The following is a 24,044-nucleotide window of genomic DNA, read 5'->3' as shown; positions in this document are numbered from 1 at the left end:
TCCTCGTGCTACTCCGCCGGGGGCTCGGTCACCTCTGCCGCCTCGGTCCCGGGCTCGTCCCCGTCGACCTCTTCGGCTTCCCGGCCGGCCTCGGCGTTCCGTGCGATGCCCACGACGGCATCGCGCTTGCCCAGGTTGATCAATTGGACGCCCATGGTGTCACGGCCGGTCTCCCGGACTTCGTTGACCCGCGTACGGATCACGCCACCGCCGAGCGTGATGGCCAGGATCTCATCGGTCTCCTCGACGACCAGCGCGCCGACCAGCGAACCCCGGTCCTCGACGATCTTGGCGGCCTTGATGCCCAGACCGCCGCGGCCCTGGACGCGGTACTCGTCGACCGCGGTGCGCTTGGCGTACCCGCCGTCCGTGGCCGTGAAGACGTAGGTGTTCGCGCGGACCACGTTCATCGAGAGCAGCTCGTCGCCCTCGCGGAAGCTCATGCCCTTCACACCGGAGGTGGCCCGGCCCATCGGCCGGAGCGCATCGTCGGACGCGGTGAAGCGGATCGACTGGGCCTTCTTGCTGATCAGCAGCAGGTCGTCGGCCTCCGAGACCAGCTCGGCGCCGATCAGCTCGTCGGAAGTGCCTTCGGCGTCGTTGTCCCGCTCACGCAGGTTGATCGCGATGACACCGCCGGACCGCGGCGAGTCGTAGTCCTTCAGCGGCGTCTTCTTCACCAGGCCGGCCTTGGTGGCGAGCACCAGATACGGCGCGGCCTCGTAGTCGCGGATCGCCAGGATCTGCGCGATCTGCTCGTCCGGCTGGAAGGCCAGCAGGTTGGCCACGTGCTGGCCGCGGGCGTCGCGCCCGGCGTCCGGCAGCTCGTAGGCCTTGGCGCGGTAGACCCGGCCCTTGTTCGTGAAGAACAGCAGCCAGTGGTGGGTGGTGGAGACGAAGAAGTGGTCGACGATGTCGTCTTCCTTGAGCTTCGTGCCCCGGACGCCCTTGCCGCCGCGCTTCTGCGAGCGGTAGTCGTCCGTCTTCGTGCGCTTCACATAGCCGCCACGGGTGATCGTGACGACGATGTCCTCCTCGGCGATCAGGTCCTCGATGGACATGTCGCCCTCGAAGGGCACCAGCTTGGAGCGCCGGTCGTCGCCGAACTTCTCGACGATCGCGGCGAGTTCCTCGCTGATGATCTGGCGCTGGCGCTCCGGTGAGGCCAGGATCGCGTTGTACTCGTTGATCTTGCGCTGGAGTTCGTCGTGCTCCGCGGTGATCTTCTGGCGCTCCAGGGCGGCCAGCCGGCGCAGCTGCATCTCCAGGATGGCGTTCGCCTGGATCTCGTCGATCTCCAGCAGGCCCATCAGGCCCTCGCGCGCCACCTCGACCGTCTCACTGCGCCGGATCAGCGCGATGACCTCGTCGATGGCGTCCAGCGCCTTGAGCAGACCGCGCAGGATGTGCGCCCGCTCCTCGGCCTTGCGCAGCCGGAACTTCGTCCGCCGGACGATGACCTCGACCTGGTGCGTCACCCAGTTGCGGATGAACGCGTCCAGGGAGAGCGTGCGCGGCACCCCGTCGACCAGCGCGAGCATGTTCGCACCGAAGTTGGTCTGCAGATCGGTGTGCTTGTAGAGGTTGTTGAGGACGACCTTGGCGACCGCGTCCCGCTTGAGGACGATCACCAGACGCTGGCCCGTACGCGAGGAGGTCTCGTCACGGACGTCCGCGATGCCGCCGATCTTGCCGTCCTTCACCAGGTCGGCGATCTTCTGCGCGAGGTTGTCCGGGTTGACCTGGTACGGCAGCTCGGTGACCACCAGGCACTGGCGGTTCTGGATCTCCTCGACCGCCACCACCGCGCGCATCGTGATCGAGCCGCGGCCGGTGCGGTACGCCTCCTCGATGCCCTTGCGGCCCACCACCAGCGCGCCGGTGGGGAAGTCCGGGCCCTTGATCCGCTCGATCAGCGCGTCCAGCAGCTCCTCGTGGGATGCCTCCGGGTGCTCCAGCGCCCACTGGGCGCCGGCCGCCACCTCGCGCAGGTTGTGCGGCGGGATGTTGGTGGCCATGCCGACCGCGATACCGGCCGAGCCGTTGATCAGCAGGTTGGGGAAGCGGGACGGCAGGACCGTCGGCTCCTGGTTACGGCCGTCGTAGTTGTCCTGGAAGTCGACGGTCTCCTCGTCGATGTCCCGGAGCATCTCCATGGACAGCGACTTCATCTTGCACTCGGTGTACCGCATGGCCGCGGCCGGGTCGTTGCCCGGGGAACCGAAGTTGCCGTTGGAGTCGACCAGCGGCAACCGCATCGACCACGGCTGCGCCAGGCGGACCAGCGCGTCGTAGATCGAGGAGTCGCCGTGCGGGTGGTACGTACCCATGACGTCGCCGACGACGCGGGCGCACTTGTAGAAGCCCTTCTCGGGGCGGTAGCCGCCGTCGTACATCGCGTACAGCACCCGGCGGTGGACGGGCTTGAGGCCGTCCCGGACGTCCGGAAGCGCACGCGAGACGATGACGGACATCGCGTAGTCGAGGTAGGAGCGCTGCATCTCCGTCTCGAGCCCGACGGGCTCGACGCGCATCCCGACGCCTTCGATGGTGGCGGGCGCGCCCTCGGCGGTCACGCCGTCCGGGGTCACAGGGGGGTTCTCGTCGGCCATGGTGGTTCAAAGTCCTTTCGAGCTGCGGCTGTTGATCGGGCCGACAGGGCTCAGATGTCGAGGAAGCGGACGTCCTTGGCGTTGCGCTGGATGAACGAGCGGCGTGCCTCGACGTCCTCGCCCATGAGCACCGAGAACAGGTCGTCGGCGCGTGCCGCGTCGTCCAGCGAGACCTGGCCGAGGACACGGTGGTCGGTGTCCATGGTCGTCACGCGCAGCTCCTCGGCGTTCATCTCACCGAGACCCTTGAACCGCTGGATGGAGTCCTCGCGGATCCGCTTGCCGTTCTGCTTGCCGAGCTCGACCAGCGCGTCCCGCTCCGCGTCGGAGTAGGCGTACTCGAAGTCGTCCCGGCCCCACTTGATCTTGTACAGCGGCGGGCGGGAGAGGTAGACGTGACCGGCCTCGACCAGCGGGCGCATGAAGCGGAACAGGAAGGTCAGCAGCAGGGTGTTGATGTGCTGGCCGTCGACGTCGGCGTCCGCCATCAAGATGATCTTGTGGTACCGGAGCTTGCTGATGTCGAAGTCCTCGTGCACGCCCGTGCCGAAGGCCGAGATCAGCGCCTGGACCTCGTTGTTCTGCAGGATCTTGTCGACCCTGGCCTTCTCGACGTTGAGGATCTTGCCGCGGATCGGCAGGATCGCCTGGTACTCCGGGTTGCGGCCGGACTTGGCCGAGCCGCCGGCGGAGTCACCCTCGACGATGAAGATCTCGCACTTGGTCGGGTCGTTGGACTGGCAGTCGCTCAGCTTGCCGGGCAGCGACGCGGTCTCCAGCAGGCCCTTGCGACGGGTCAGATCGCGCGCCTTACGGGCGGCCACGCGGGCGGTCGCCGCCTGGATGCCCTTGCGGATGATGTCCGCGGCCTCGTTGGGGTTGCGGTCCAGCCAGTCGTTGAGGTGCTCGTGGACCACCTTCTGGACGAAGGTCTTGACCTCGGTGTTGCCCAGCTTGGTCTTGGTCTGGCCCTCGAACTGCGGCTCGGCGAGCTTGACCGAGATGATCGCCGTCAGACCCTCGCGGATGTCCTCACCGGTGAGGTTGTCGTCCTTCTCGCGGAGCAGCTTCTTGTCGCGCGCGTAACGGTTGATCAGACCCGTCAGCGCGGCGCGGAAGCCCTCTTCGTGGGTACCGCCCTCATGGGTGTGGATGATGTTCGCGAAGCTGTAGACACCCTCGCTGTACTGGGTGTTCCACTGCATCGCGAGGTCGACGGAGAGGTTCCGCTCCTTGTCCTCGGCCTCCACCGAGACGACCGTCGGGTGGACCAGCTCTCCCTTGCGGGAGTTGAGGTACTTCACGAAGTCGACGATGCCGCCCTCGTAGTGGTACCGGACCGAGAGCGGCGTGCCGTCCTCGTCCACGTGGTCCGGACGCTCGTCCTTGAGCGAGATGGTCAGCCCCTTGTTGAGGAACGCCATCTCCTGGAAACGCCGGGACAGCGTCTCGAAGCTGTAGGTGGTGGTCTCGAAGATCTCGCCGTCGGCCCAGAAGGTGACCGAGGTGCCGGACTCGTCGGTGGCCTCGTGCTTGGCCAGCGGGGCGGTCGGCACACCCTGCTTGTACTCCTGGGTCCAGCGGTAGCCGTCGGTGCGGATCTCCACCGCGACCCGGGTCGACAGCGCGTTCACCACGGAGACACCGACGCCGTGCAGACCACCGGAGACCGCGTACCCGCCGCCGCCGAACTTGCCGCCGGCGTGCAGCACCGTCAGCACGACCTCGACGGCCGGCTTGTTCTCGGACGGAACGATGCCGACGGGGATACCGCGGCCGTTGTCCACGACCCGCACACCGCCGTCGGCCAGGATCGTCACATCGATGGTGTCGGCGTGGCCGGCCAGCGCCTCGTCGACGGAGTTGTCGACGACCTCCTGCACGAGGTGGTGCAGACCGCGCTCGCCCGTCGAGCCGATGTACATGCCGGGGCGCTTACGGACCGCGTCCAGGCCTTCGAGGACGGTGATCGCGCTGGCGTCGTACGACGTCTCCACCGAGGAGTCGCCCATGGCGCCGGCAGGAACCCCCTCTTCAGTAGAAGCCGTGTTGTTCTCGTTGAGGTCGCCGGAGTCGGCCACGAAGCGCCCTTTCTGGCACAGCACAAGCCCCTTCCGCGCCTGAGCGGGTCACCCCGGGAAAACAGGCGGGAGCGGCTGCGTCGTTCGACATATTCCGCGAGTGGGCGGGATTGCTACCAGTGTACCGGTGGCGCCGACACTCATGGGGGTTTGCAGGCACCTGAGTCGTCATGTGCCGCCCTGAACCGCCGTCCGCCGACTCCCCATATCCGAGACGGGGCCCCAGGACGCTCAAACGGGCACTCAGCGCTTCCGGCTGTCAACCGGCGGCTACCGTGAGCGGAGTCTCACCCGCCCCAGTGGTGAACCGGTGTCCTGCGGGCTATCCGTAGGTGTCGCCGGGGCCCTTGCTGCCGGGCGCACGCAGCGCTCCGTACCGGCGGGCAGGACCGCCCGGACCCAGCACCTTGAGCATCTTGACCGTGCCGTGGCCCAGGTCCTCGTTGAGCCGGGCCACCAGCTGCGGGGCCAGCAGGCGCAGCTGGGTCGCCCACGCCGTGGAGTCGCACGCCACGGTCAGCACCCGGGCGTCCTCGTCGTAGCGCTGCGGCTCACAGTGCTGCGCCACCTCGGGGCCCACCAGCTGCGGCCAGCGGCCCATCACCCCGCCGACCGCCGCCGGGGTCTCCCAGCCGCGCTCCGTGATCAGCCGGTTGATCGCCGCGCCCAGCGGCAGCGGATCGCGGCCGTCCGCCCGCGCGCCGGAGCGCAGGCCCCCGCGCCGGGCCTGCTTCTTCTGCTGCGCGGCCGCGCCCCGCGCCCGCGCCTGCTCCTTCGCGGCCACCAGCGCCTGCCGGGCCAGGTCGACGCCGGACAGTGCCGGGGGCTCGGGCCGGTCGGACTGCTGCTCGCTCACGGGGTCACCTTCTCGACCGCGCCGTCGAAGACCTCGAAGCGCGCCCCGGCCAGCACCCCGGGCACGTCGTCGTCGACCGCCGCCGTCACCAGGACCTGCTCGCCCGGGGCCACCAGCTCCGCCAGCCGCTCCCGGCGCCGCGCGTCCAGCTCGGCGAAGACGTCGTCCAGCACCAGCACCGGTTCGTTGCCCTCGGCGCGCAGCAGGTCGTACGAGGCCAGCCGCAGCGCCAGCGCGTACGACCAGGACTCGCCGTGGCTGGCGTAGCCCTTGGCCGGCAGCTGGCCGAGCTTCAGCACCAGGTCGTCGCGGTGCGGGCCGACCAGCGTCACGCCGCGCTCGATCTCCTGCTTGCGGGCCGCACCGAGCGCGGCCAGCAGCACGCCGTACAGCTCCTCGCGGGACGTCGCGCCGGCCATCGCCTCACCCGCCGAGGGGCGGTACTCCAGCGCCAACGGGCCGCCGCCCGGGGCGAGTTGCTCGTACGCCTTGTCGGCGAGCGGATGCAGCGCGGCGATCAGGTCGAGCCGCTGTGCCAGCAGTTCGGCGCCGGCCCGGGCCAGATGCTGGTCCCAGACGTCCAGCGTCGACAGGTCCATCTGGCGGCCACCGTGCCGCCGGGCCAGCGCCGCGGTCTTGAGCAGGGTGTTGCGCTGCTTGAGGACGCGGTCGTAGTCGGCGCGCACCCCGGCCATCCGGGGCGAGCGCGCGGTGATCAGCTCGTCCAGGAACCGCCGGCGCTCGCCGGGGTCGCCCTTGACCAGCGCCAGGTCCTCCGGCGCGAACAGCACCGTCCGCACGATGCCCAGCACATCCCGCGGCTTGACCTGCGAGGACCTGTTGATACGGGCGCGATTGGCCTTGCCCGGATTCAGCTCCAGCTCGATCAGCTGCTGCCGCTCGCCCTGCGTGACGGCGGCCCGGACGACCGCCCGCTCGGCGCCCATCCGCACCAGCGGTGCGTCCGAGGAGACCCGGTGGCTGCCGAGCGTGGCCAGATAGCCGATCGCCTCGACGAGATTGGTCTTGCCCTGCCCGTTGGGGCCCACGAACGCCGTGACGCCCGGATCGAGCGGGACCTCGACCCGGGCGTACGAGCGGAAGTCGGCGAGCGACAGATGCGTCACGTGCATGGCGGTGCGCCGACCTCCCCCGGCTGCGTGGTGGTGCCAGTACTGCTGGTGGTTACTTCTTGTTCTCGACCGCGTGGCCACCGAACTGGTTGCGCAGCGCGGCGATCATCTTCATCTGCGGGGAGTCGTCCTGGCGGGACGCGAAGCGGGCGAAGAGCGAGGCCGTGATCGCGGGCAGCGGAACGGCGTTGTCGATGGCGGCTTCCACAGTCCACCGGCCCTCGCCGGAGTCCTGTGCATAACCGCGCAGCTTGTCCAGGTGCTCATCGTCGTCGAGGGCGTTGACGGCCAGGTCGAGCAGCCAGGAGCGGATGACCGTGCCCTCCTGCCAGGAGCGGAAGACCTCGCGCACGTCCGTGACGGAGTCGACCTTCTCCAGCAGCTCCCAGCCCTCGGCGAAGGCCTGCATCATCGCGTACTCGATGCCGTTGTGGACCATCTTCGCGAAGTGGCCGGCGCCGACCTTGCCGGCGTGCACCGAGCCGAACTCGCCCTCCGGCTTGAGGGCGTCGAAGATCGGCTGCACCTTGGCGACGTCGTCCTTCTCGCCGCCGTACATCAGCGCGTAGCCGTTCTCCAGGCCCCAGACGCCGCCCGAGACGCCACAGTCGACGAAGCCGATGCCCTTGGCCTTCAGCTCCTCGGCGTGCTTCTCGTCGTCGGTCCAGCGGGAGTTGCCGCCGTCCACGACGATGTCGCCGGGCGAGAGCAGCTCGGCCAGCTCGTCGATCGTGGACTGGGTGGCGGCGCCGGCCGGCACCATGACCCAGACCACCCGCGGACCCTTCAGCTTGTCCACAAGCTCCTGGAGGCTGTTCACATCCGCCAGGTCCGGGTTGCGGTCGTATCCGACGACGGTGTGGCCGGCGCGGCGGATGCGCTCGCGCATGTTGCCGCCCATCTTGCCGAGACCGACGAGACCGAGCTCCATCAGAGACCCTCTTTGCACGTAGTCGTTGCTGTAGTACCCGGGTCCGAGCCTACGCCCGCAGGTCCGCGCACACCTGTGGGCTCAGCCGCTCATCAGGGCCCTTCAGCCGGTCGCCGCAAGGGCCCCGCCACGGGCACCGCCGGCCGTCAGCCCGACAGCCGCACCGGCATGATCAGGTACTTGTAGGCGTCGTCCGCCTCGGCGTCCTTGGCGGGGCGACCGCTCAGCAGCGCCGGCTTGGTGGACGTCGTGAACGACAGCTGCGCCACGGGGGAGTCGATCGCCGACAGGCCCTCCAGCAGGAAGCCCGGGTTGAACGCGATCGAGATGTCGTCACCGTCCAGATCGGCGTCGACCCTCTCCACAGCCTGTGCATCGTCGCTGGAGCCGGCCTCCAGGATCAGCACGCCCTGCTCGAAGCTCAGCCGGACCGGGGTGTTGCGCTCGGCCACCAGCGCCACGCGCTTGACGGCCTCGACGAACGGAGCGGTCTCGATCACCGCGACCGAATTGAACTCGGTCGGGAAGAGCGTGCGGTATTTGGGCAGGTCGCCTTCCAGCAGACGGGTCGTCGTCCGCCGCCCGGCGCCCTCGAAGCCGATCAGGCCCTCGCCCTGGCCGGAGCCGGACAGCGCGAGCGTGACCGTGTCGCCGCTGCTCAGGGACTTGGCGGTGTCCAGCAGCGTCTTGGCCGGGACCAGCGCGACCGCGGAGGCGTCCGGGCTCTCCGGCTTCCACAGGAACTCGCGGACCGCGAAGCGGTAGCGGTCGGTGGAGGCCAGGGTGACCGTGTCGCCCTCGATCTCGATGCGGACGCCGGTGAGCACCGGGAGGGTGTCGTCACGGCCGGCCGCGATGGCCACCTGGGCGGCGGCCGCGGCGAAGACCTCGCCGGGGACCGTGCCGGTGGCGGTGGGCATCGCCGGCAGGGACGGGTACTCCTCCACAGGAAGGGTGTGGAGGGTGAACCGCGAGGAGCCGCAGACCACGGTCACCCGTACACCGTCGGTGGAAATCTCCACCGGGCGGTTGGGGAGAGCGCGGCAGATGTCGGCGAGCAGCCGGCCGGAGACGAGGACCGTGCCCTCCTCCTCGACCTCGGCCTCCACCGAGACGCGTGCGGAGACTTCGTAGTCGAAGCCGGAGAGGCTCAGTGCGCCGTCCTCGGCCTTCAGCAGCAGGCCCGCGAGGACGGGCACCGGCGGACGGGCCGGGAGGCTCTTGGCCGCCCAGGCCACTGCCTCCGCGAGTACATCGCGCTCCACCCGGATCTTCACCGGAAACCGCCTCCTGCTGTTGCTGGCTTTCGCCCTGCTGGCCTTCGTCGTCGGCTCAGTTGCCGGAGACCAGTCTGACGCACGCCACCGACAGTCGGTGCGGCTCGGGGTCAAGTCGACTCGGGCGACGCCGGACGCCGGGCCGCCGAGTTGTGCACAGGCCCCGTTTCCGAACGAGTTCCCCGGTAGATATCCGTGGTCGTAGTAGTAGGCCCTGTGGAAACCGTGGACAACTGCGTCTGCGCAGGTCAGCTTCGGTTTTTTGTCCACCGTGGCTGTGGGCGGGGGCCGTGGATAAACGGCCCGTGCTGTGGACCGCGGAAAGTTCTGCACACCCGATGCACAGGGGACGGGCAGTTCTCCCCAGTGCCATCCCCAGCTTTACCCACGTTCCCCACAGCCCAACCCATCACCTTGGTGTGACCGCTTTCACTCGGCCCGGTGAGAGGGGGTGTTGCGTTGCCGAACAGTGGACAGGGGTGTGGAGAAGCTGGGGATCGCTGGGGACAACGGCGGCTCACCTGTGGGCGGTCGGTGGACAAGAGATCCACCGACCTGTGGACGGAATCTTTGTCCACACCCTGTGGAGAGTGCTTGGCCACAAATCCACACCCGGCTGACCTCCTACGATCTTCCTTCGGAGAGCCCGGCTGTGGATCCCACAGGGATAACTTTCCTCTCCCCAGGGTGTGGACGGAAGATTCTTGCCCAATCTGTGGAGAGAGGCCGTGACCAGGCACGGAATCGAACACGGCCGGCGACGCTCCACAGCCCCGGGACGGCGGCGCAGTGCGTCGTACGCCGCGTCGCACACCGCGCCGGGCGCGGCCCGCAAACGGCGAAGGGCGCCCGGGAGCGGGTCCCGGGCGCCCTGGGCGCGGTCGGTGCGAGGCGGCGCGTCGGCCGCGGTCTCAGCCGTTCTTGATGCGGTTGGTCAGCTCGGTGACCTGGTTGTAGATCGACCGCCGCTCGGCCATCAGCGCACGGATCTTGCGGTCGGCATGCATCACGGTCGTGTGGTCCCGGCCGCCGAACTGCGCGCCGATCTTCGGCAGCGACAGGTCCGTCAGCTCGCGGCACAGATACATCGCGATCTGCCGGGCGGTGACCAGCACCCGGCTGCGGGACGAGCCGCACAGATCGTCGATGGTCAGGCCGAAGTAGTCGGCGGTCGAGGCCATGATCGCGGTGGCGGTGATCTCCGGAGCGGCGTCCTCACCGCCGGGGATCAGGTCCTTCAGCACGATCTCGGTGAGCCCCAGGTCCACCGGCTGCCGGTTGAGCGAGGCGAACGCGGTGACCCGGATCAGGGCGCCCTCCAGCTCGCGGATGTTGCGCGAGATCCGGGACGCGATGAACTCCAGCACCTCCGGCGGGGCGTTCAGCTGCTCCTGCACCGCCTTCTTACGGAGGATCGCGATCCGGGTCTCCAGCTCGGGCGGCTGGACGTCGGTGATCAGGCCCCACTCGAAGCGGTTGCGCAGCCGGTCCTCCAGGGTGACCAGCTGCTTGGGCGGCCGGTCACTGGAGAGCACGATCTGCTTGTTGGCGTTGTGCAGCGTGTTGAAGGTGTGGAAGAACTCCTCCTGCGTCGACTCCTTGCTCGCCAGGAACTGGATGTCGTCGACCAGCAGGATGTCCATGTCGCGGTAGCGCTTGCGGAACGCGTCCGCCTTGCCGTCGCGGATGGAGTTGATGAACTCGTTGGTGAACTCCTCCGAGCTCACGTACCGCACGCGGGTGCCCGGGTAGAGGCTGCGCGCGTAGTGCCCGATCGCGTGCAGCAGGTGGGTCTTGCCCAGACCTGACTCCCCGTAGATGAACAGCGGGTTGTACGCCTTGGCCGGGGCCTCGGCGACGGCGACCGCGGCGGCGTGCGCGAAGCGGTTGGAGGCACCGATGACGAAGGTGTCGAAGAGGTACTTCGGGTTCAGCCGGGCGGTCGGCTCACCCGGGCCGGTGGCCGGCGCGGGCTGCGCGGCGAGCGGGCCCGGGGCGCCGCTGGGCGCCGGCAGCGCGGCACCGGGGCCGGAGCGGCCGTTGTGGCCACCGGGCTGGTGCTCGGGAAGATCGCGGCGCTGCGCGTCGTACGGGGAGCGCGCACCGTCGGAGTGCTGCGGGGGGAGGCCGCGGTCCTGGCCGCGGTAGTCGGGCTGCGCCTGCTGGTGCTGCGGTACGTGGGGCGCCGGCGGGTACGGCTCGCGCCACTGCTCCGCGGACGTCTCGCGCTCGGGGAAGCCGCCGAGGTGCTGCTGCTGCCAGCCGTAGTCCTCGCGCGGGCCGGGGCCGCCGGGGGCGAGGTGCTGGGGCCAGGCACCGGGTTCGTGCCGCGGCTGCTGGTAGTCCGGGTAGGCGGGGCGCACGCCGGGCAGATCGTCGCCCTGGTGCCCGTACCCCTGGCGGCTGTCGTGCCGGGGTTCGTAGTCGTACGCCTCGTGCTGCTGCGGCGCCGGGTGCTGCTGGTGGTGCGGCTGCTGCTGGGGCGACTGGTGCTGGGGCGACTGGTGCTGCACGGGCGCGGAGGGCGCCGGCGGCTCTTCGGAGGAGTCGTCGACGGTGATCGCGATCCGGATCGGGCGGCCGCACTCATGGCTGAGGGCCTCCCCGATCAGCGGCGCCAGCCGGCCTTCGAGCACGCCCTTGGCGAATTCGTTGGGCACGGCGAGCAGCGCGGTGTCGGCCACCAGCGCCAGCGGCTGGGTCCGCTTGAGCCAGTCCTGGTCCTTCGGCTTGAGGCCGTCGGCCTCGGCCCGGAGGAGGTGATCGAGCACGCGCGGCCACACTGCGGCAAGATCGGCAGGTACATCAGCCACAGGGCACGCTCTCTCACAGTCCCACGAATGTGTGATTCTCAGGACGGGCGGGAAGGAATCGGAGTTCAGCCACGGTAGTCAGGGCGGGCCTGGGGATTCAAGTTGTTGTCCACAGGCTGTGCATAGTGTGTCCTGACGACGGACCGCGCGGGCTCACATGGAGCCGGTTTGACCGGATGGCGTAGCCGCGCGTACCGTGACCAGGTCGAGTTGTCGATGGCTGCTGCCGCCTGCCTCCGATGGGCAAAGATCGCGCTCTGGTGATCGTGTAGCGGTGCACTTAGGCGTTGCGAGCTACTCGTGGGCGCACGGTGACAGCCAACGACGCCCCACATCTGTCTCTCCTTGAGACAACAAGCATTCCTGGAGCCCCCGAGTGAGCAAGCGCACCTTCCAGCCGAACAACCGCCGCCGCGCGAAGACCCACGGCTTCCGTCTGCGCATGCGGACCCGCGCCGGCCGCGCGATTCTCGCGACGCGCCGCAGCAAGGGTCGCGCCCGCCTGTCGGCCTGAGCAGCCCGACCTAGGTCCATGACGTGCTGCCTACCGAAAATCGGCTGAGGCGGCGCGAGGACTTCGCGACCGCGGTACGCCGAGGACGCCGGGCCGGGCGCCCGCTCCTTGTCGTGCATTGTCGTAGCGGTTCAACGGACCCGCACGCAGCGGGGGAATGTGTTCCCCCGACGCGTGCGGGTTTCGTCGTGAGCAAGGCAGTTGGCATCGCGGTCGTCCGCAACAAGGTCAAGCGGCGGCTTCGCCATCTCCTGCGCGAACGGCTGGACCGGCTTCCCGCCGGTAGCCTGGTTGTCGTACGGGCCCTGCCCGGCGCGGGCACCGCGGACCACGACGAACTGGCCCGCGACCTGGACGCCGCCCTGGAGCGGCTGCTGGGAGGGGCGCCGAGAGGCTCCAACCCCACGGGGGCCGCGACCGGCAGTGGTCGCGCCGCGGACCCCCGGAACCCCGGCCGGGGCCCGGGAGGGAGCGCACAGTGAAGTACCCGCTGCTGCTTTTGATCAAGATCTACCAGTGGACCATCAGCCCCCTGCTGGGGCCGGTCTGCAAGTACTACCCGTCGTGCTCGCACTATGGCTACACGGCCATCGACCGGCACGGCGCGGTGAAAGGGACTGCGCTGACAGCTTGGCGCATTCTGCGCTGCAACCCGTGGTCGCTCGGTGGCGTCGACCACGTCCCTCCCCGGAAGCGTCCGGTCTGGCACCAGCGGCTGAGGAGCCGTCTGGGCGGGACTGCCGTCCATGAACCCGCCGCCCAGCCCGAGACTCAGCCCAACGCCCAAGGAGCCTGATTCGTGGACACGATCCTGAATCCTCTCTATTACGCCGTTTCCTGGATCATCGTCCAGTTCCACTCGTTCTACAGCCTGCTCTTTGATCCGAACAGTGGCGCGGCGTGGGGTCTGTCCATCGTCTCGCTGGTGGTGCTGATCCGTATCTGCCTGATCCCGCTCTTCGTGAAGCAGATCAAGTCGACGCGGAACATGCAGGCGCTCCAGCCGAAGATGAAGGCGATCCAGGAGCGCTACAAGAGCGACAAGCAGCGCCAGTCCGAAGAGATGATGAAGCTCTACAAGGAGACGGGCACCAACCCGCTCTCGAGCTGTCTCCCGATTCTGGCCCAGTCGCCGTTCTTCATCTCGCTGTACCAGGTCCTCAGCCACATCGCGAACGGCAAGACGGTCGGCTTCATCGACCAGACGCTGCTGCAGAGCGCGCAGAAGGCACACATCTTCGGTGCCCCGCTGGCGGCGAAGTTCATGGACAGCGCGGCGAAGATCGAGAGCCTCGGCGCCTCGGTCACCAACGTCCGTGTGGTCACGGTCATCATGATCGTCCTGATGTCGGCGTCGCAGTTCTACACGCAGCGCCAGCTGATGACCAAGAACGTCGACCTCACGGTGAAGACGCCGTTCATGCAGCAGCAGAAGATGCTGATGTACGTCTTCCCGGTCATGTTCGCCGTCTTCGGCATCAACTTCCCCGTCGGTGTCCTCGTCTACTGGCTGACCACCAACGTGTGGACCATGGGCCAGCAGATGTTCGTCATCCGTCGTAACCCGACTCCGGGCAGCAAGGCGTTCGCCGAGCGCCAGGAGCGGCTGCGGGCCCAGGGCAAGCTGGTCGAGAGCCCGGCCGAGGTCGCGGCGAAGAAGGCCGTCGAGGAAGCGCGCCAGAACCGTCAGCAGCCCAAGCGTCAGACGAAGTCCAAGCGGCAGACCGGCGGTGCGCCCACCGGTGGTGCCCAGGCCCGTACGCGGGCCGGCTCGGCGGGCACGGCGGACGGCTCGGCGGACTCCGGCCAGGGCGGAGCGAAGAAGCAGTCGCTGGAGAAGAAGGCCGCCCAGGACGGCACCGCGCAGAGCGGCTCGTCCGGGTCCCGCTCCGCGAAGTCCGGCCAGCGCAAGGGCCAGCAGCGCCCCAAGCACCCGTCGAAGAAGTAAGAAGGAGTCCTTTCGTGACGGACACGACCCCTGCCGCCGAGGGCACCGACACCCTGACCCGCCTGGAGCAGGAAGGCGAGATCGCGGCCGACTACCTCGAAGGTCTGCTGGACATCGCCGACCTCGACGGTGACATCGACATGGACGTCGAGGCCGACCGCGCCGCGGTGTCGATCATCAGCGACTCGACCAGCCGCGACCTGCAGAAGCTGGTGGGCCGCGACGGTGAGGTGCTGGAGGCGCTGCAGGAACTGACCCGGCTGGCCGTGCACCGGGAGACCGGTGACCGCAGCCGTCTGATGCTGGACATCGCCGGCTTCCGGGCGCGTAAGCGCGAGCAGCTCACGGCGATCGGTGCGAAGGCAGCGGAGGAGGCCCGCGGTACCGGTGAGCCGGTGAAGCTGGATCCGATGACGCCGTTCGAGCGCAAGGTCGTGCATGACGCGGTGGCGGCGGCCGGCCTGCGCAGTGAGTCCGAGGGCGAGGAGCCGCAGCGCCGAGTGGTTGTCCTCCCGGCCTGACCGCTCAGCGCAGCCGTTTTTTCTTTGGCCCCGTCTGCTCGCAGGCGGGGCCAAAAGTTGTCAGCGTTCTGTGTTATTCCGGGTGGGTGACCCGGGTTCCCGGCAGGAAAAGCAGTCCAGAGGAAGGGCGGTTCCCGTGACGGAGGCAGCAGCGGAGCTCCCTCCTGCGCCGAAGGCGGCACAGGAGGTATTCGGTGAGCGCTTTCCGGAGGCCGTGCGGTACGGCGAACTGCTCGCCGACGCGGGGGTGACGCGAGGGCTGATCGGGCCGCGCGAGGTGCCGCGGCTGTGGGAGCGGCATCTGCTGAACTGCGCGGTCCTCTCCGAGGTCGTGCCCGAGGGCGTCTCGGTCTGTGACGTGGGCTCGGGGGCCGGGCTGCCCGGCATCCCGCTGGCTCTGGTGCGGCCGGATCTGAAGATCACGCTGCTGGAGCCGCTGCTGCGGCGGACGAATTTCCTTCAGGAAGTCGTCGAGCTGCTCGGCCTCGACCATGTGACGGTCGTACGGGGACGGGCCGAAGAGGTCATGGGCAAGCTTCCGCAGGTGCATGTGGTGACCGCGCGTGCGGTGGCTCCGCTGGACCGGCTGGCCGGGTGGGGCGTTCCGCTGCTGCGTCCGTACGGCGCGATGCTGGCGCTCAAGGGCGATGCCGCGGAGGAGGAGCTCAAGGGCGCCCGGGCCGCGCTGAGCAAGCTCGGTGTGGTCGACACCTCGGTGGTGCAGGTCGGTGAGGGCATTGTGGATCCGCCGACGACGGTGGTGCGGGTCGAGGTGGGCGAGAGCCCTGGTGGCGTGCGCTTCGCGGCGAAGCGGGCGAAGGCGGCGCGGGCCAGCCGTCCGACGAGGGGGCGCCGGCGCTGAGGCATGAGCCGGAGCCGTGGAGACCGGCAGAGGGGGGAGGGAATCCCGTTCCGCGAAATAGGCGACGCGGTATTTCCATAAACCCCTTCAAAACGGCACAAGACGGAGTGTCGCGGCTTATTCGGACGCGACGCTGGCATCGTGTTTCACGTGAAACGTCGCTCTCTGCTGCAAGGGATCATCGGCCGTGGTCGTGCGGCTGCCGCGCCGCGCGACCGTAGACCCACACGGGTAACGGAAGTATCCACAGACGTGGGTTTGTCCACAGGAGAACGGACCTCACTGGTTCACGACGCCGAAAGCATGGCAGGCTCTGTCCATTGCGAGCCTGATGTCGAGGAGAGTGAATCCTTGCGGTCCGACGCCAACATCGCGGGACCGATGACCGATCCGGTCCCCGGTCCCCGTAGCGAGTCGTTCGGGGACGACGTTTCACGTGAAACGCCGCCCCCGATGGACGACACCCCGATCGGTCGTGCAGCTCAGCTGGCGGTAGAGGCACTCGGCCGCGCGGGCGAGGGGCTTCCCCGGCCCGAACAGACCCGGGTCATGGTCGTTGCCAACCAGAAGGGCGGGGTCGGTAAGACCACGACCACCGTGAACCTGGCGGCCTCCCTGGCCCTGCACGGAGCACGTGTTCTGGTCATCGACCTCGACCCCCAGGGCAATGCGTCGACGGCGCTGGGGATCGACCATCACGCCGAAGTGCCCTCCATCTATGACGTGCTGGTGGACAGCAAGCCACTCTCCGATGTGGTGCAGCCGGTCGTGGATGTGGAGGGGCTGTTCTGTGCGCCCGCCACGATCGACCTGGCCGGCGCCGAGATCGAGCTGGTCTCGCTGGTAGCCCGGGAAAGCCGGCTGGACAGGGCCATCAAGGCGTATGAGCAGCCGCTCGACTACATCTTCATCGACTGCCCGCCCTCGCTCGGCCTGCTGACGGTCAATGCGTTGGTCGCGGGGGCCGAGGTGCTGATCCCGATTCAGTGCGAGTACTACGCACTGGAGGGGCTGGGGCAGCTGCTGCGGAACGTCGACCTGGTGCGGGGTCACCTCAACCCGCAGCTCCATGTCTCGACGATTCTGCTGACCATGTACGACGGACGCACCCGGCTGGCCTCCCAGGTCGCCGACGAGGTCCGTAACCACTTCGGTCACGAGGTGCTTCGTACCAGCATCCCCCGCTCCGTGCGGATCTCCGAGGCACCCAGCTATGGGCAGACAGTGCTCACCTATGATCCCGGATCCAGTGGTTCGCTTTCGTATCTCGAAGCGGCTCGGGAGATCGCGCTGCGTGGGGCCCCGCAGACCGGGGGCCAGGGCCTCAGCGTCACCTATGAAGGACAGCACAGCATCTCGGAGGGGACTCAGTGAGCGAACGACGTAGAGGCCTGGGCCGTGGGCTCGGGGCGCTGATCCCCGCGGCACCGCAGAGCACGGACCATGCCGGGCCCGCGGTGGGGCAGGGAGCGACATCACCCTCGTCCGTGCCGGTCCTGACGCCGGAGCGAGGGGTGGCCGCCGCCAAGGTGACCTCGCTGCCGACGCACGGTGTTTCACGTGAAACGGAAGCACCGGCAGCGGCGGAGCCGTCGGCGGACGGCGTATCGGAAGTAGCGGGTGCGCACTTCGCGGAGGTGCCGCTCGATGCCATCACCCCGAACCCGCGCCAGCCGAGAGAGGTCTTCGACGAGGACGCTCTCGCCGAACTGATCACCTCCATCAAGGAGGTGGGCCTGCTCCAGCCGGTGGTGGTCCGTCAGACCGAGCCCGGACGGTACGAGCTCATCATGGGGGAGCGCCGCTGGCGGGCCTGCCGTGCGGCGGGGCTGGAGAAGATTCCGGCGATCGTGCGGGCGACGGAGGACGAGAAGCTCCTCCTCGACGCGCTGCTGGAGAACCTGCACCGAGCTCAGCTCAACCCGCTGGAAGAGGCAGCCGCCTATGACCAGCTGCTCAAGGACTTCCAGTGCACGCATGACGAGCTGGCCGACCGGATCGGGCGCTCGCGTCCGCAGGTCTCCAACACGCTGCGCCTGCTGAAGCTCTCCCCGTCCGTGCAGAAGCGGCTGGCCGCGGGAGTGCTCTCAGCGGGTCATGCCCGGGCACTGCTCTCCGTGGAGGACTCGGAGGAGCAGGACCACCTTGCGCGCCGCATCGTCGCCGAGGGGCTGTCGGTGCGTTCGGTCGAGGAGATCGTGACGCTCATGGGATCGACCCCCACGAGCCCGAACAAGGCGAAGGGTCCCCGCGCGGGCACTCGGGTCTCCCCCGCGCTCACCGGACTCGCCTCCCGGCTCTCCGACCGCTTCGAAACCCGGGTGAAGGTCGACCTGGGCCAGAAGAAGGGAAAGATCGTCGTCGAGTTCGCCTCGATGGACGATCTGGAGCGCATCCTCGGCACCCTCGCCCCGGGCGAAGGTCCCGTCCTGGGCCAGTCGCTGGCCGAGGAGAACGACGAGGAGACCGGCGAAGAGCAGTGAGCTGACGCCCACGGCTCCAGGGCGGGCCGTGTTCCGGAGTCCATACCGGAACACGGTCCGCCCTTTGCTCTCTCGCGCTACCCGTGCCCGTAAAGGGTGGATACGATGCGTTCGGGTATGGCACGCATCCACGTGGAGACGCCTCACATCGAGGAGAGGGCCATGCGATCGGTGAGCCGCACCGGACTACTGGCAGCGGGCTTCGGCCTGGCAGCCGTCGGAGGGTTCGTTGGAGGTCTGCTCAGGGAGCCGGCCGTGCTGACGGCACTGCGTGGTGCGGCAGGCGAGAGAAGTGAGGACCTGGTTCCATGGGCCGTCGGCTCGTACCGCTCACGCTGGACAACCTTCCGGATCTCCCCAAGCGCTGCCGCTCCTGCGTCTTCTGGGAGCTCGACCCCGTCAGCGGCGAGGCCGCGGTAAAGGCGGGACGTCCCGAGCTGGAGAAGGAAGCCTGGATCTCGGCGGTACTGCTGGAGTGGGGATCCTGCGGGCGGGTCGTCTATGTCGATGAGGTCCCGGTGGGGTTTGTGATGTACGCCCCGCCGGCCTATGTGCCGCGCTCGACCGCCTTCCCGACCAGTCCCGTATCGCCGGACGCGGTGCAACTGCTCACCGCATGGCTGATGCCTGGATACCAGGGCCAGGGGCTGGGACGGGTCATGGTCCAGACGGTCGCCAAGGACCTCACCCAGCGCGGGTTCAAGGCGATCGAGGCGTTCGGCGATGCCCGCTGGACCGAGCCGGCCTGTGTGCTCCCCGCCAACCATCTCCTTGCGGTGGGCTTCAAGACCGTACGCCCCCACCCCCGCTTTCCTCGGCTGCGCCTTGAGCTGAGGACCACGATCTCGTGGAAGGAAGATGTGGAGATGGCGCTCGACCGTCTGCTGGGCGCCGTCCAGAAAGAGCCCGCCCTGCGGCCGTTGTAGCGCACGATGTTTCACGTGAAACCGAGCTCTGTTTCACGTGAAACGGAGAACGGGCCCGGCCTCGACGAGGAACGGGCCCGTTTCACGTGAAACAGACGATGAGCTGACTCAGGCGAGGAAGTCCGCCAGGTCGCGCTCGATCGCGGCCTTCGGCTTGGCCCCGACGATGGTCTTCACGACCTCGCCGTCCTTGTAGACGTTCATCGTCGGGATCGACATGACGCCGTACTTGGCGGTGGTCGCCGGGTTCTCGTCGGTGTTCAGCTTGGCGATGACGATCTCGTCGTGCTCCGCGGCAATGGCCTCCAGGGACGGGGCGACCTGGCGGCACGGGCCGCACCAGGTGGCCCAGAAGTCCACGAGGACGGGCTTGTCGCTCTTGAGGACGACCTCTTCGAAGTTGGCGTCCGTGACGGTCACCGTGGCGCCGGCCATGGCAATCTCCTTATTGGGTGGGTGGTGGGAAAGCTGGGGCCGCGGGTCAGGCGGCGGGGGTCTTCTCGGGCTCGGGGGTCGACTCCCCGTCCGCCAGCGCCGCGAGGTACCGCTCGGCGTCGAGTGCGGCGGAGCAGCCCGTGCCGGCCGCGGTGATCGCCTGGCGGTAGGTGTGGTCGACCACGTCGCCGGCCGCGAAGACGCCCGTCAGGTTGGTGCGGGTGCTGGGCGCGTCGACCTTGAGGTAGCCCTCGTCGTCGAGGTTCAGCTGGCCCTTGAAGAGCTCGGTGCGCGGGTCGTGGCCGATCGCGATGAAGAGACCGGTGACGGGGAGCTCCGAGGTCTCGCCGCTCTTGAGATTGCGCAGGGTCAGGCCGGAGAGCTTGCTCTCGCCGTGGATCTCGGCGACCTCGCTGTCCCAGACGAACTTGATCTTCGGGTCGGCGAAGGCACGCTCCTGCATCGCCTTGCTGGCCCGAAGGGTGTCGCGGCGGTGGACGACCGTGACCGACTTGGCGAACCGCGAGAGGAAGGTGGCCTCCTCCATCGCGGTGTCGCCGCCACCGATGACGGCGATGTCCTGGTCCTTGAAGAAGAACCCGTCGCAGGTGGCGCACCAGGACACGCCACGACCGGAGAGCTCGTCCTCACGGGGCAGACCGAGCTTGCGGTGCTGCGAGCCGGTGCTGACGATGATCGCCTTCGCGCGGTGCACATTGCCGGCGGTGTCGGTGACCGTCTTGATGTCCTCGCTGAGGTCGACCGAGACGATGTCGTCGGGCACCAGCTCGGCGCCGAAGCGCTCGGCCTGGGCGCGCATGTTGTCCATGAGGTCCGGCCCCATGATGCCGTCGCGGAAACCGGGGAAGTTCTCCACGTCGGTGGTGTTCATCAGCGCGCCTCCGGCGGTGACGGCACCTTCGAAGACCAGCGGCTTCAGGGACGCGCGGGCGGTGTAGAGCGCTGCGGTGTAGCCCGCGGGCCCGGAGCCGATGATGATCACGTTGCGGACGTCGCTCACGGGTGTCTTCCTTGTCTCTGCCGACTGCTTGCTGGGGCTCTCGGAACTCTCACCCCACCCAACGGATCCTACGGTGCGTGCATTCCCGGAGTGTCACAGCGCACTACTCGTCGTTTCAATCTCGCGGGTACGAGTGCGCCAGCAGGACCTTTCCGGGCGCCGGCGGCGTGGCGGAGATACAGGAGGACGAGACCACATACGCCGAGACGCGCTTGGCGTCCGCCGGGTCCGGCAGAACGACCAGAAACGCGTCCTTGCCCTGGTAGCGGGTGTGGCTGGAGGCGATCGGGGCCTCCGGGCGGCCGATGCCGTGGCGGACGCAGGACGGGACGGTGTCGGCGCTACCCCGCAGTGGGGTCTCAGGAGAGCTGCGGGCACCGATGCCCGGCGATTTGTGCGAGCCCTTGGTCGCCAGCAGGGCGTGGACGTGGGAGCCGAGATTGGTGGCGGTCAGGCCGGCCGCACTGCTCGACCCCTTCTCGGGGGTCGCCGTGGTCTGGCTGGGCCCGGCCTGCGTACCGTCCATGGCGGCGTTCTGCAGGAGCAGGCCGCCGACGCTGAGGACGGCCGCGGCCGCCGCGGTGCCGAGCAGCACCCGCGGCCAGCGACGCGCCCGGGAGGCCCGGCCGCCGCGTGTGGGTCGGCCCGGTCCGGAGGAACCAGCGGGACGCCCGGCGGGCCGGCTGATCGGCGTGCTGCGGGTAGGTACCTCGGGCTCGGTTTCACGTGAAACAGAAGCGGGGCGGGCGGTCGCTTCCCGGGTCGTTGTGGCACGAGCCGCCGTTTCGCGGGTCGCTGTTTCACGTGAAACATGCGTCGCGGAGCCCGGAACGGTGGCGTTGAGAAGTGCCTCGGCCGCGAGGGCGGCATCGATACGCCCTGCCACTTCAGTCGGCATGCGCGTCGGGCCGGGGAGCCGGCCGAGCATCCGGCGGATCTCCTCCAGGGAGGTGTAGACGTCCGCGCACAGCGCGCAGCCGGCAAGGTGGGCGCGCAGGTCCGCGCTGCGCGAGGGAGAGAGCAGCCCGTCTGTGAGGTCGGAGATCTCCGAGACCTCCGGGTGCTCACCTGTGCCGGTCGTCGACGTCACGCTCGCCCACCTCCGCCCTTCACGGCACCTGTGTCCTTCGGTCCTGCCGTCGGTGGGACGGATGTCCCCTGCGCCCGGTTCCTTCCCCCGCTCGCCGGGTTGCTACCCCCGCCGTCAGCCCGCAGATGGGTGACCAAGGGGAGGAGGCGGGCACGGCCGCGTGCGCAGCGGCTCTTCACCGTTCCGGTCGGGATGTCGAGGATCGCGGCTGCCTCGGCGACGGGGTAGCCCTGCATGTCGACGAGGACCAGGGCGGCGCGCTGTTCCTCGGGAAGCGTGCGCAGGGCGCGGAGCAGCTCGCGGTGCAGGTCCTGGCGCTCGGCGGGGATCGCGGCGGACTCCTCGGGTTCGAGGAGCTGCTCCAGCCGCTCGGTGTCGGCGACCGGCGAGGTGCGCCGGGAGGCGGCCTTACGGGCCCGGTCCAGGCAGGCGTTGACCGTGATGCGGTGCAGCCAGGTCGTCACGGCGGACTGCCCTCGGAAGGTGTGGGCCGCGCGGTAGGCGGAGACCAGGGCGTCCTGTACGGCGTCCGCGGCTTCCTCACGATCACCGAGAGTGCGCAGCGCCACCGCCCAGAGTCGGTCGCGATGGCGTCGGACGATCTCCCCGAACGCATCGGGGTCGCCCTTCACATGCAGCGCAAGGAGATCGGCGTCGGTTGGTGTCGAAGCCTTGTCGCTGTCGGTGGACACGGGCCCCCCGGCCGTAGCTGCCTGATCTCGGTCCCATTGAAGCCCGCCGGGTGGGGAAAGTAAATGTGCCGAGGGGCGTTGATCAGCGGGCGAGCGCCCCGTTTCGGCCGCTCGCCCGCTGCTGCTCAGCCCGTCACCTTGATCTCGGAGATCCCGCCGCGGAACCAGTCCGAGACGCCGTCGCTCGGCAGCTCGGTGATGTGTACCAGCACGTAGCGTGCCTTGACGGCCTTGTCCAGCTTCACCGTCAGCTTCTCACCGGCCTTCGCCGGCTTGGAGAGCCGCCGCGAAAAGTCACTGAGCGCCGTCGGGGCCGACGCGGACGGTGCCGCTGCCAGAACCTCCACCGTCTGGCCCGGACGGTACATGGTGACCTCTACGCCGGAGACGTCCTTGGCGCTTCCGAGGTCTATGACGATGCCGCTGCCGTCCTTGCGAGCCGGCAGGTTCCCGAAATTTGCCCAGCCCTGGAAACGGCCGGTCACCCATGCCGTCGAGGGATTGCCGTCCGTCGTGTTCGACGCCTCGTTTCCGGAAAACGCAGATGCCAGCGGAGAGAACTCCGTGGCACTTTGGATCGCCAAGGGACCCGAAGGCTTCTTCTTCTTGCTGCCGCCCTGCGACTGCGAGTTCCCCGGATCGTCCTGGTCCTTCTCGCGCTTCAGCAAGGTGTCCGCGAGCTGCCAGCTGCCCAGGCCCAGCGCCGCGATGAGCAGCGCGGAGACGGACCACTTCAGGGCCCGGCCGGTACGGCTCTGGAGCGGGGGCGGCGGCGTGGGGATCGCTTGGGTCGGCCGGCCGGGCTGGGCGTTGTGGGATGCCGCCTGCCGGTAGCTGCCCTGCTGGTAGCCCGTGCGCTGGTACGGCGGGGGCGTGGTGAACGCGGTCTCCGGGGGCCGGATGCGGGGCATCGCCGCGACCGCCTTGGACAGCTCCTCGGGCGTGGTGCACGGCTGCTCCTGGCGGGAGGCCGTGGCGCCGTCGTTGATCAGCGCGCGCATGGCGAGTTCGGAGAGGCCGCGGTGGACACCGGCGCGCACCTGGTCGGGCGCGATCAGTCCGACGCCCTTCGGCAGCCCGGTCAGGCCGTGCGCGTCGTTCTCGTACGGCCAGCGCTGGGTGAGCGCGGCGTACAGCAGTGCCCCGATCGCCTCGGTGTCCGTGCGCTGCGGGTGCTCGCAGGTGATGCCGCGGAGCGCGGCCATGACGGCCAGGCCGCGGATGCGGTACTGCCCGGATTCCGTCCGCAGCACCGAGCTGGGGGTGATGCGGAGGTGGGCCAGACCCTCGCGGTGTGCGGCGGCCATGGCCTGGGAGACCTGGCTGACGAGCTGGTACGCCTCGTGCGGCTCCAGAGGGCCGTTGGCGAGGTGGGTGGCCAGCTCGGTGGCGTCCGGAAGCCACTCATGGACGACGTAGACGAGGTCGTTCTCCTCGACGGCGTCCAGGACCTGGACGAACCGGGGGTCGCCGAGCAGCGCCGAGGAACGGGCCGCGGAGAGCACCGGCCGGGCCCTCGGATGGTCGGCGGGCAGGATGTGTACGCCGACGGCGCGGCGCAGCTTTTCGTCGACCGCACGCCAGCTGCTGAATCCGTCCAGACGGGTGACGCACTCTTCGAGGCGGTAGCGTCTGGCGAGCTTGTGGCCGCTGTGCAGTTCCGGTGGCTGGGCCTCGTCCGCCGCACGCGTCTCGTCGGTGCGTGCGACGTCCGTGTCCCTGCCGGATACCTTCTCGGCCTTAGCACCGTCGTCCGTGGCCTTGCCCGCCTTGGCGGTCAGCGGCTCTTCGCCGCTCGTGTCGGCCACGTCGACGGCAGCCGTGCTCCGTTCCGCCACCGTCGTTCCTG

21 protein-coding genes are annotated in these 24,044 nt (G+C 69.0%); 9 read left to right on the top strand and 12 right to left on the bottom strand.

Going from position 1 to position 24,044, the window contains the following annotated elements; genetic code table 11:
• Positions 1-8 precede the first annotated feature (8 nt).
• From gyrA to dnaA, 7 genes are all read right to left on the bottom strand, one after another.
• Positions 9-2,612, bottom strand: a complete 2,604-nt coding sequence (gene gyrA / locus AB0E02_RS11235) for a DNA gyrase subunit A (protein ID WP_362137743.1) — start codon at positions 2,610-2,612, stop codon at positions 9-11.
• 50 nt (positions 2,613-2,662) lie between these two features.
• Entirely contained in the window at positions 2,663-4,717 is a 2,055-nt protein-coding gene (gene gyrB / locus AB0E02_RS11230; protein ID WP_362137742.1) for a DNA topoisomerase (ATP-hydrolyzing) subunit B, read from the bottom strand.
• A 298-nt stretch (positions 4,718-5,015) separates the two neighbouring features.
• Complete coding sequence (locus AB0E02_RS11225) at positions 5,016-5,549, bottom strand: DciA family protein (RefSeq protein ID WP_030412284.1); 534 nt, start codon at positions 5,547-5,549, stop codon at positions 5,016-5,018.
• Entirely contained in the window at positions 5,546-6,682 is a 1,137-nt protein-coding gene (gene recF, locus AB0E02_RS11220) for a DNA replication/repair protein RecF (protein ID WP_362137741.1), read from the bottom strand. Before recF ends, AB0E02_RS11225 begins: the two co-directional genes overlap by 4 nt.
• Positions 6,683-6,734: 52 nt before the next feature.
• Positions 6,735-7,613 carry a phosphogluconate dehydrogenase (NAD(+)-dependent, decarboxylating) gene (gene gnd, locus AB0E02_RS11215; protein ID WP_030798389.1) on the bottom strand — a complete coding sequence of 293 codons (879 nt, stop codon included), beginning with the start codon at positions 7,611-7,613 and terminating at the stop codon, positions 6,735-6,737.
• A 146-nt stretch (positions 7,614-7,759) separates the two neighbouring features.
• Complete coding sequence (gene dnaN, locus AB0E02_RS11210; protein WP_030412281.1) at positions 7,760-8,890, bottom strand: DNA polymerase III subunit beta; 1,131 nt, start codon at positions 8,888-8,890, stop codon at positions 7,760-7,762.
• A 911-nt stretch (positions 8,891-9,801) separates the two neighbouring features.
• Entirely contained in the window at positions 9,802-11,703 is a 1,902-nt protein-coding gene (gene dnaA, locus AB0E02_RS11205; protein ID WP_362137739.1) for a chromosomal replication initiator protein DnaA, read from the bottom strand.
• Positions 11,704-12,079: 376 nt separating this feature from the next.
• Here dnaA and rpmH point away from each other — a divergent pair, with 376 nt between their 5' ends.
• The 9 genes from rpmH to AB0E02_RS11160 all read left to right on the top strand — a co-directional run bounded on the left by rpmH (position 12,080) and on the right by AB0E02_RS11160 (position 18,957).
• Positions 12,080-12,217 (top strand): 50S ribosomal protein L34, encoded by a 138-nt coding sequence (gene rpmH / locus AB0E02_RS11200; RefSeq protein ID WP_003975051.1) that lies wholly within the window; start codon positions 12,080-12,082, stop codon positions 12,215-12,217.
• Between the two features lie 23 nt (positions 12,218-12,240).
• The gene (gene rnpA, locus AB0E02_RS11195) at positions 12,241-12,699 is read left to right on the top strand and encodes a ribonuclease P protein component (protein ID WP_362137738.1); all 459 of its coding nucleotides are present in this window, start codon (positions 12,241-12,243) and stop codon (positions 12,697-12,699) included.
• Positions 12,696-13,013 (top strand): membrane protein insertion efficiency factor YidD, encoded by a 318-nt coding sequence (gene yidD / locus AB0E02_RS11190; RefSeq protein ID WP_030412278.1) that lies wholly within the window; start codon positions 12,696-12,698, stop codon positions 13,011-13,013. Before rnpA ends, yidD begins: the two co-directional genes overlap by 4 nt.
• 3 nt (positions 13,014-13,016) lie before the next feature.
• A complete protein-coding gene (gene yidC / locus AB0E02_RS11185) occupies positions 13,017-14,165 on the top strand; it encodes a membrane protein insertase YidC (RefSeq protein ID WP_362137737.1) in 1,149 nt (382 codons plus the stop codon).
• Positions 14,166-14,179: 14 nt separating this feature from the next.
• Positions 14,180-14,686: a R3H domain-containing nucleic acid-binding protein gene (locus AB0E02_RS11180; protein WP_030412276.1), complete on the top strand. Its 507-nt coding sequence runs from the start codon at positions 14,180-14,182 to the stop codon at positions 14,684-14,686.
• A gap of 136 nt (positions 14,687-14,822) precedes the next feature.
• A complete protein-coding gene (gene rsmG / locus AB0E02_RS11175) occupies positions 14,823-15,548 on the top strand; it encodes a 16S rRNA (guanine(527)-N(7))-methyltransferase RsmG (RefSeq protein WP_201805639.1) in 726 nt (241 codons plus the stop codon).
• Positions 15,549-15,851: 303 nt separating this feature from the next.
• Positions 15,852-16,922 carry an AAA family ATPase gene (locus AB0E02_RS11170; RefSeq protein ID WP_362137736.1) on the top strand — a complete coding sequence of 357 codons (1,071 nt, stop codon included), beginning with the start codon at positions 15,852-15,854 and terminating at the stop codon, positions 16,920-16,922.
• Entirely contained in the window at positions 16,919-18,031 is a 1,113-nt protein-coding gene (locus tag AB0E02_RS11165) for a ParB/RepB/Spo0J family partition protein (protein ID WP_362137735.1), read from the top strand. Before AB0E02_RS11170 ends, AB0E02_RS11165 begins: the two co-directional genes overlap by 4 nt.
• Positions 18,032-18,339: 308 nt before the next feature.
• Positions 18,340-18,957 carry a GNAT family N-acetyltransferase gene (locus tag AB0E02_RS11160; protein WP_261956695.1) on the top strand — a complete coding sequence of 206 codons (618 nt, stop codon included), beginning with the start codon at positions 18,340-18,342 and terminating at the stop codon, positions 18,955-18,957.
• 108 nt (positions 18,958-19,065) lie between these two features.
• Here the strand turns inward: AB0E02_RS11160 and trxA are convergent, their stop codons facing one another.
• The 5 genes from trxA to AB0E02_RS11135 all read right to left on the bottom strand — a co-directional run bounded on the left by trxA (position 19,066) and on the right by AB0E02_RS11135 (position 24,033).
• Positions 19,066-19,392: a thioredoxin gene (trxA, locus tag AB0E02_RS11155; protein WP_360942433.1), complete on the bottom strand. Its 327-nt coding sequence runs from the start codon at positions 19,390-19,392 to the stop codon at positions 19,066-19,068.
• 46 nt (positions 19,393-19,438) lie between these two features.
• The gene (gene trxB, locus AB0E02_RS11150; RefSeq protein ID WP_362137734.1) at positions 19,439-20,413 is read right to left on the bottom strand and encodes a thioredoxin-disulfide reductase; all 975 of its coding nucleotides are present in this window, start codon (positions 20,411-20,413) and stop codon (positions 19,439-19,441) included.
• 115 nt (positions 20,414-20,528) lie between these two features.
• Positions 20,529-21,503, bottom strand: coding sequence for a zf-HC2 domain-containing protein (locus AB0E02_RS11145; protein ID WP_362137733.1), 975 nt, complete (start codon positions 21,501-21,503; stop codon positions 20,529-20,531).
• Positions 21,500-22,195, bottom strand: a complete 696-nt coding sequence (gene sigM, locus AB0E02_RS11140; protein ID WP_030412268.1) for an RNA polymerase sigma factor SigM — start codon at positions 22,193-22,195, stop codon at positions 21,500-21,502. Before sigM ends, AB0E02_RS11145 begins: the two co-directional genes overlap by 4 nt.
• A 125-nt stretch (positions 22,196-22,320) precedes the next feature.
• On the bottom strand, positions 22,321-24,033 hold the full coding sequence (locus AB0E02_RS11135) for a protein kinase family protein (RefSeq protein WP_362137732.1): 1,713 nt from the start codon (positions 24,031-24,033) through the stop codon (positions 22,321-22,323).
• Positions 24,034-24,044 lie beyond the last annotated feature (11 nt).

The sequence above is a fragment of the Streptomyces sp. NPDC048196 genome, assembly GCF_040652715.1.
Lineage (GTDB): Bacteria > Actinomycetota > Actinomycetes > Streptomycetales > Streptomycetaceae > Streptomyces > Streptomyces siderophoricus.
Note: the sequence above shows the minus strand (reverse complement) of the source record. Positions and strands in the feature narration are given on the sequence as shown.

Coding starts and splice junctions, on each gene's coding strand:
- gyrA (WP_362137743.1), bottom strand. CDS start 2,612: ATGGCCGACGAGAACCCCCCTGTGACCCCGGACGGCGTGACCGCCGAG.
- recF (WP_362137741.1), bottom strand. CDS start 6,682: ATGCACGTGACGCATCTGTCGCTCGCCGACTTCCGCTCGTACGCCCGG.
- gnd (WP_030798389.1), bottom strand. CDS start 7,613: ATGGAGCTCGGTCTCGTCGGTCTCGGCAAGATGGGCGGCAACATGCGC.
- AB0E02_RS11170 (WP_362137736.1), top strand. CDS start 15,852: ATGGCAGGCTCTGTCCATTGCGAGCCTGATGTCGAGGAGAGTGAATCC.
- AB0E02_RS11160 (WP_261956695.1), top strand. CDS start 18,340: ATGGGCCGTCGGCTCGTACCGCTCACGCTGGACAACCTTCCGGATCTC.
- trxA (WP_360942433.1), bottom strand. CDS start 19,392: ATGGCCGGCGCCACGGTGACCGTCACGGACGCCAACTTCGAAGAGGTC.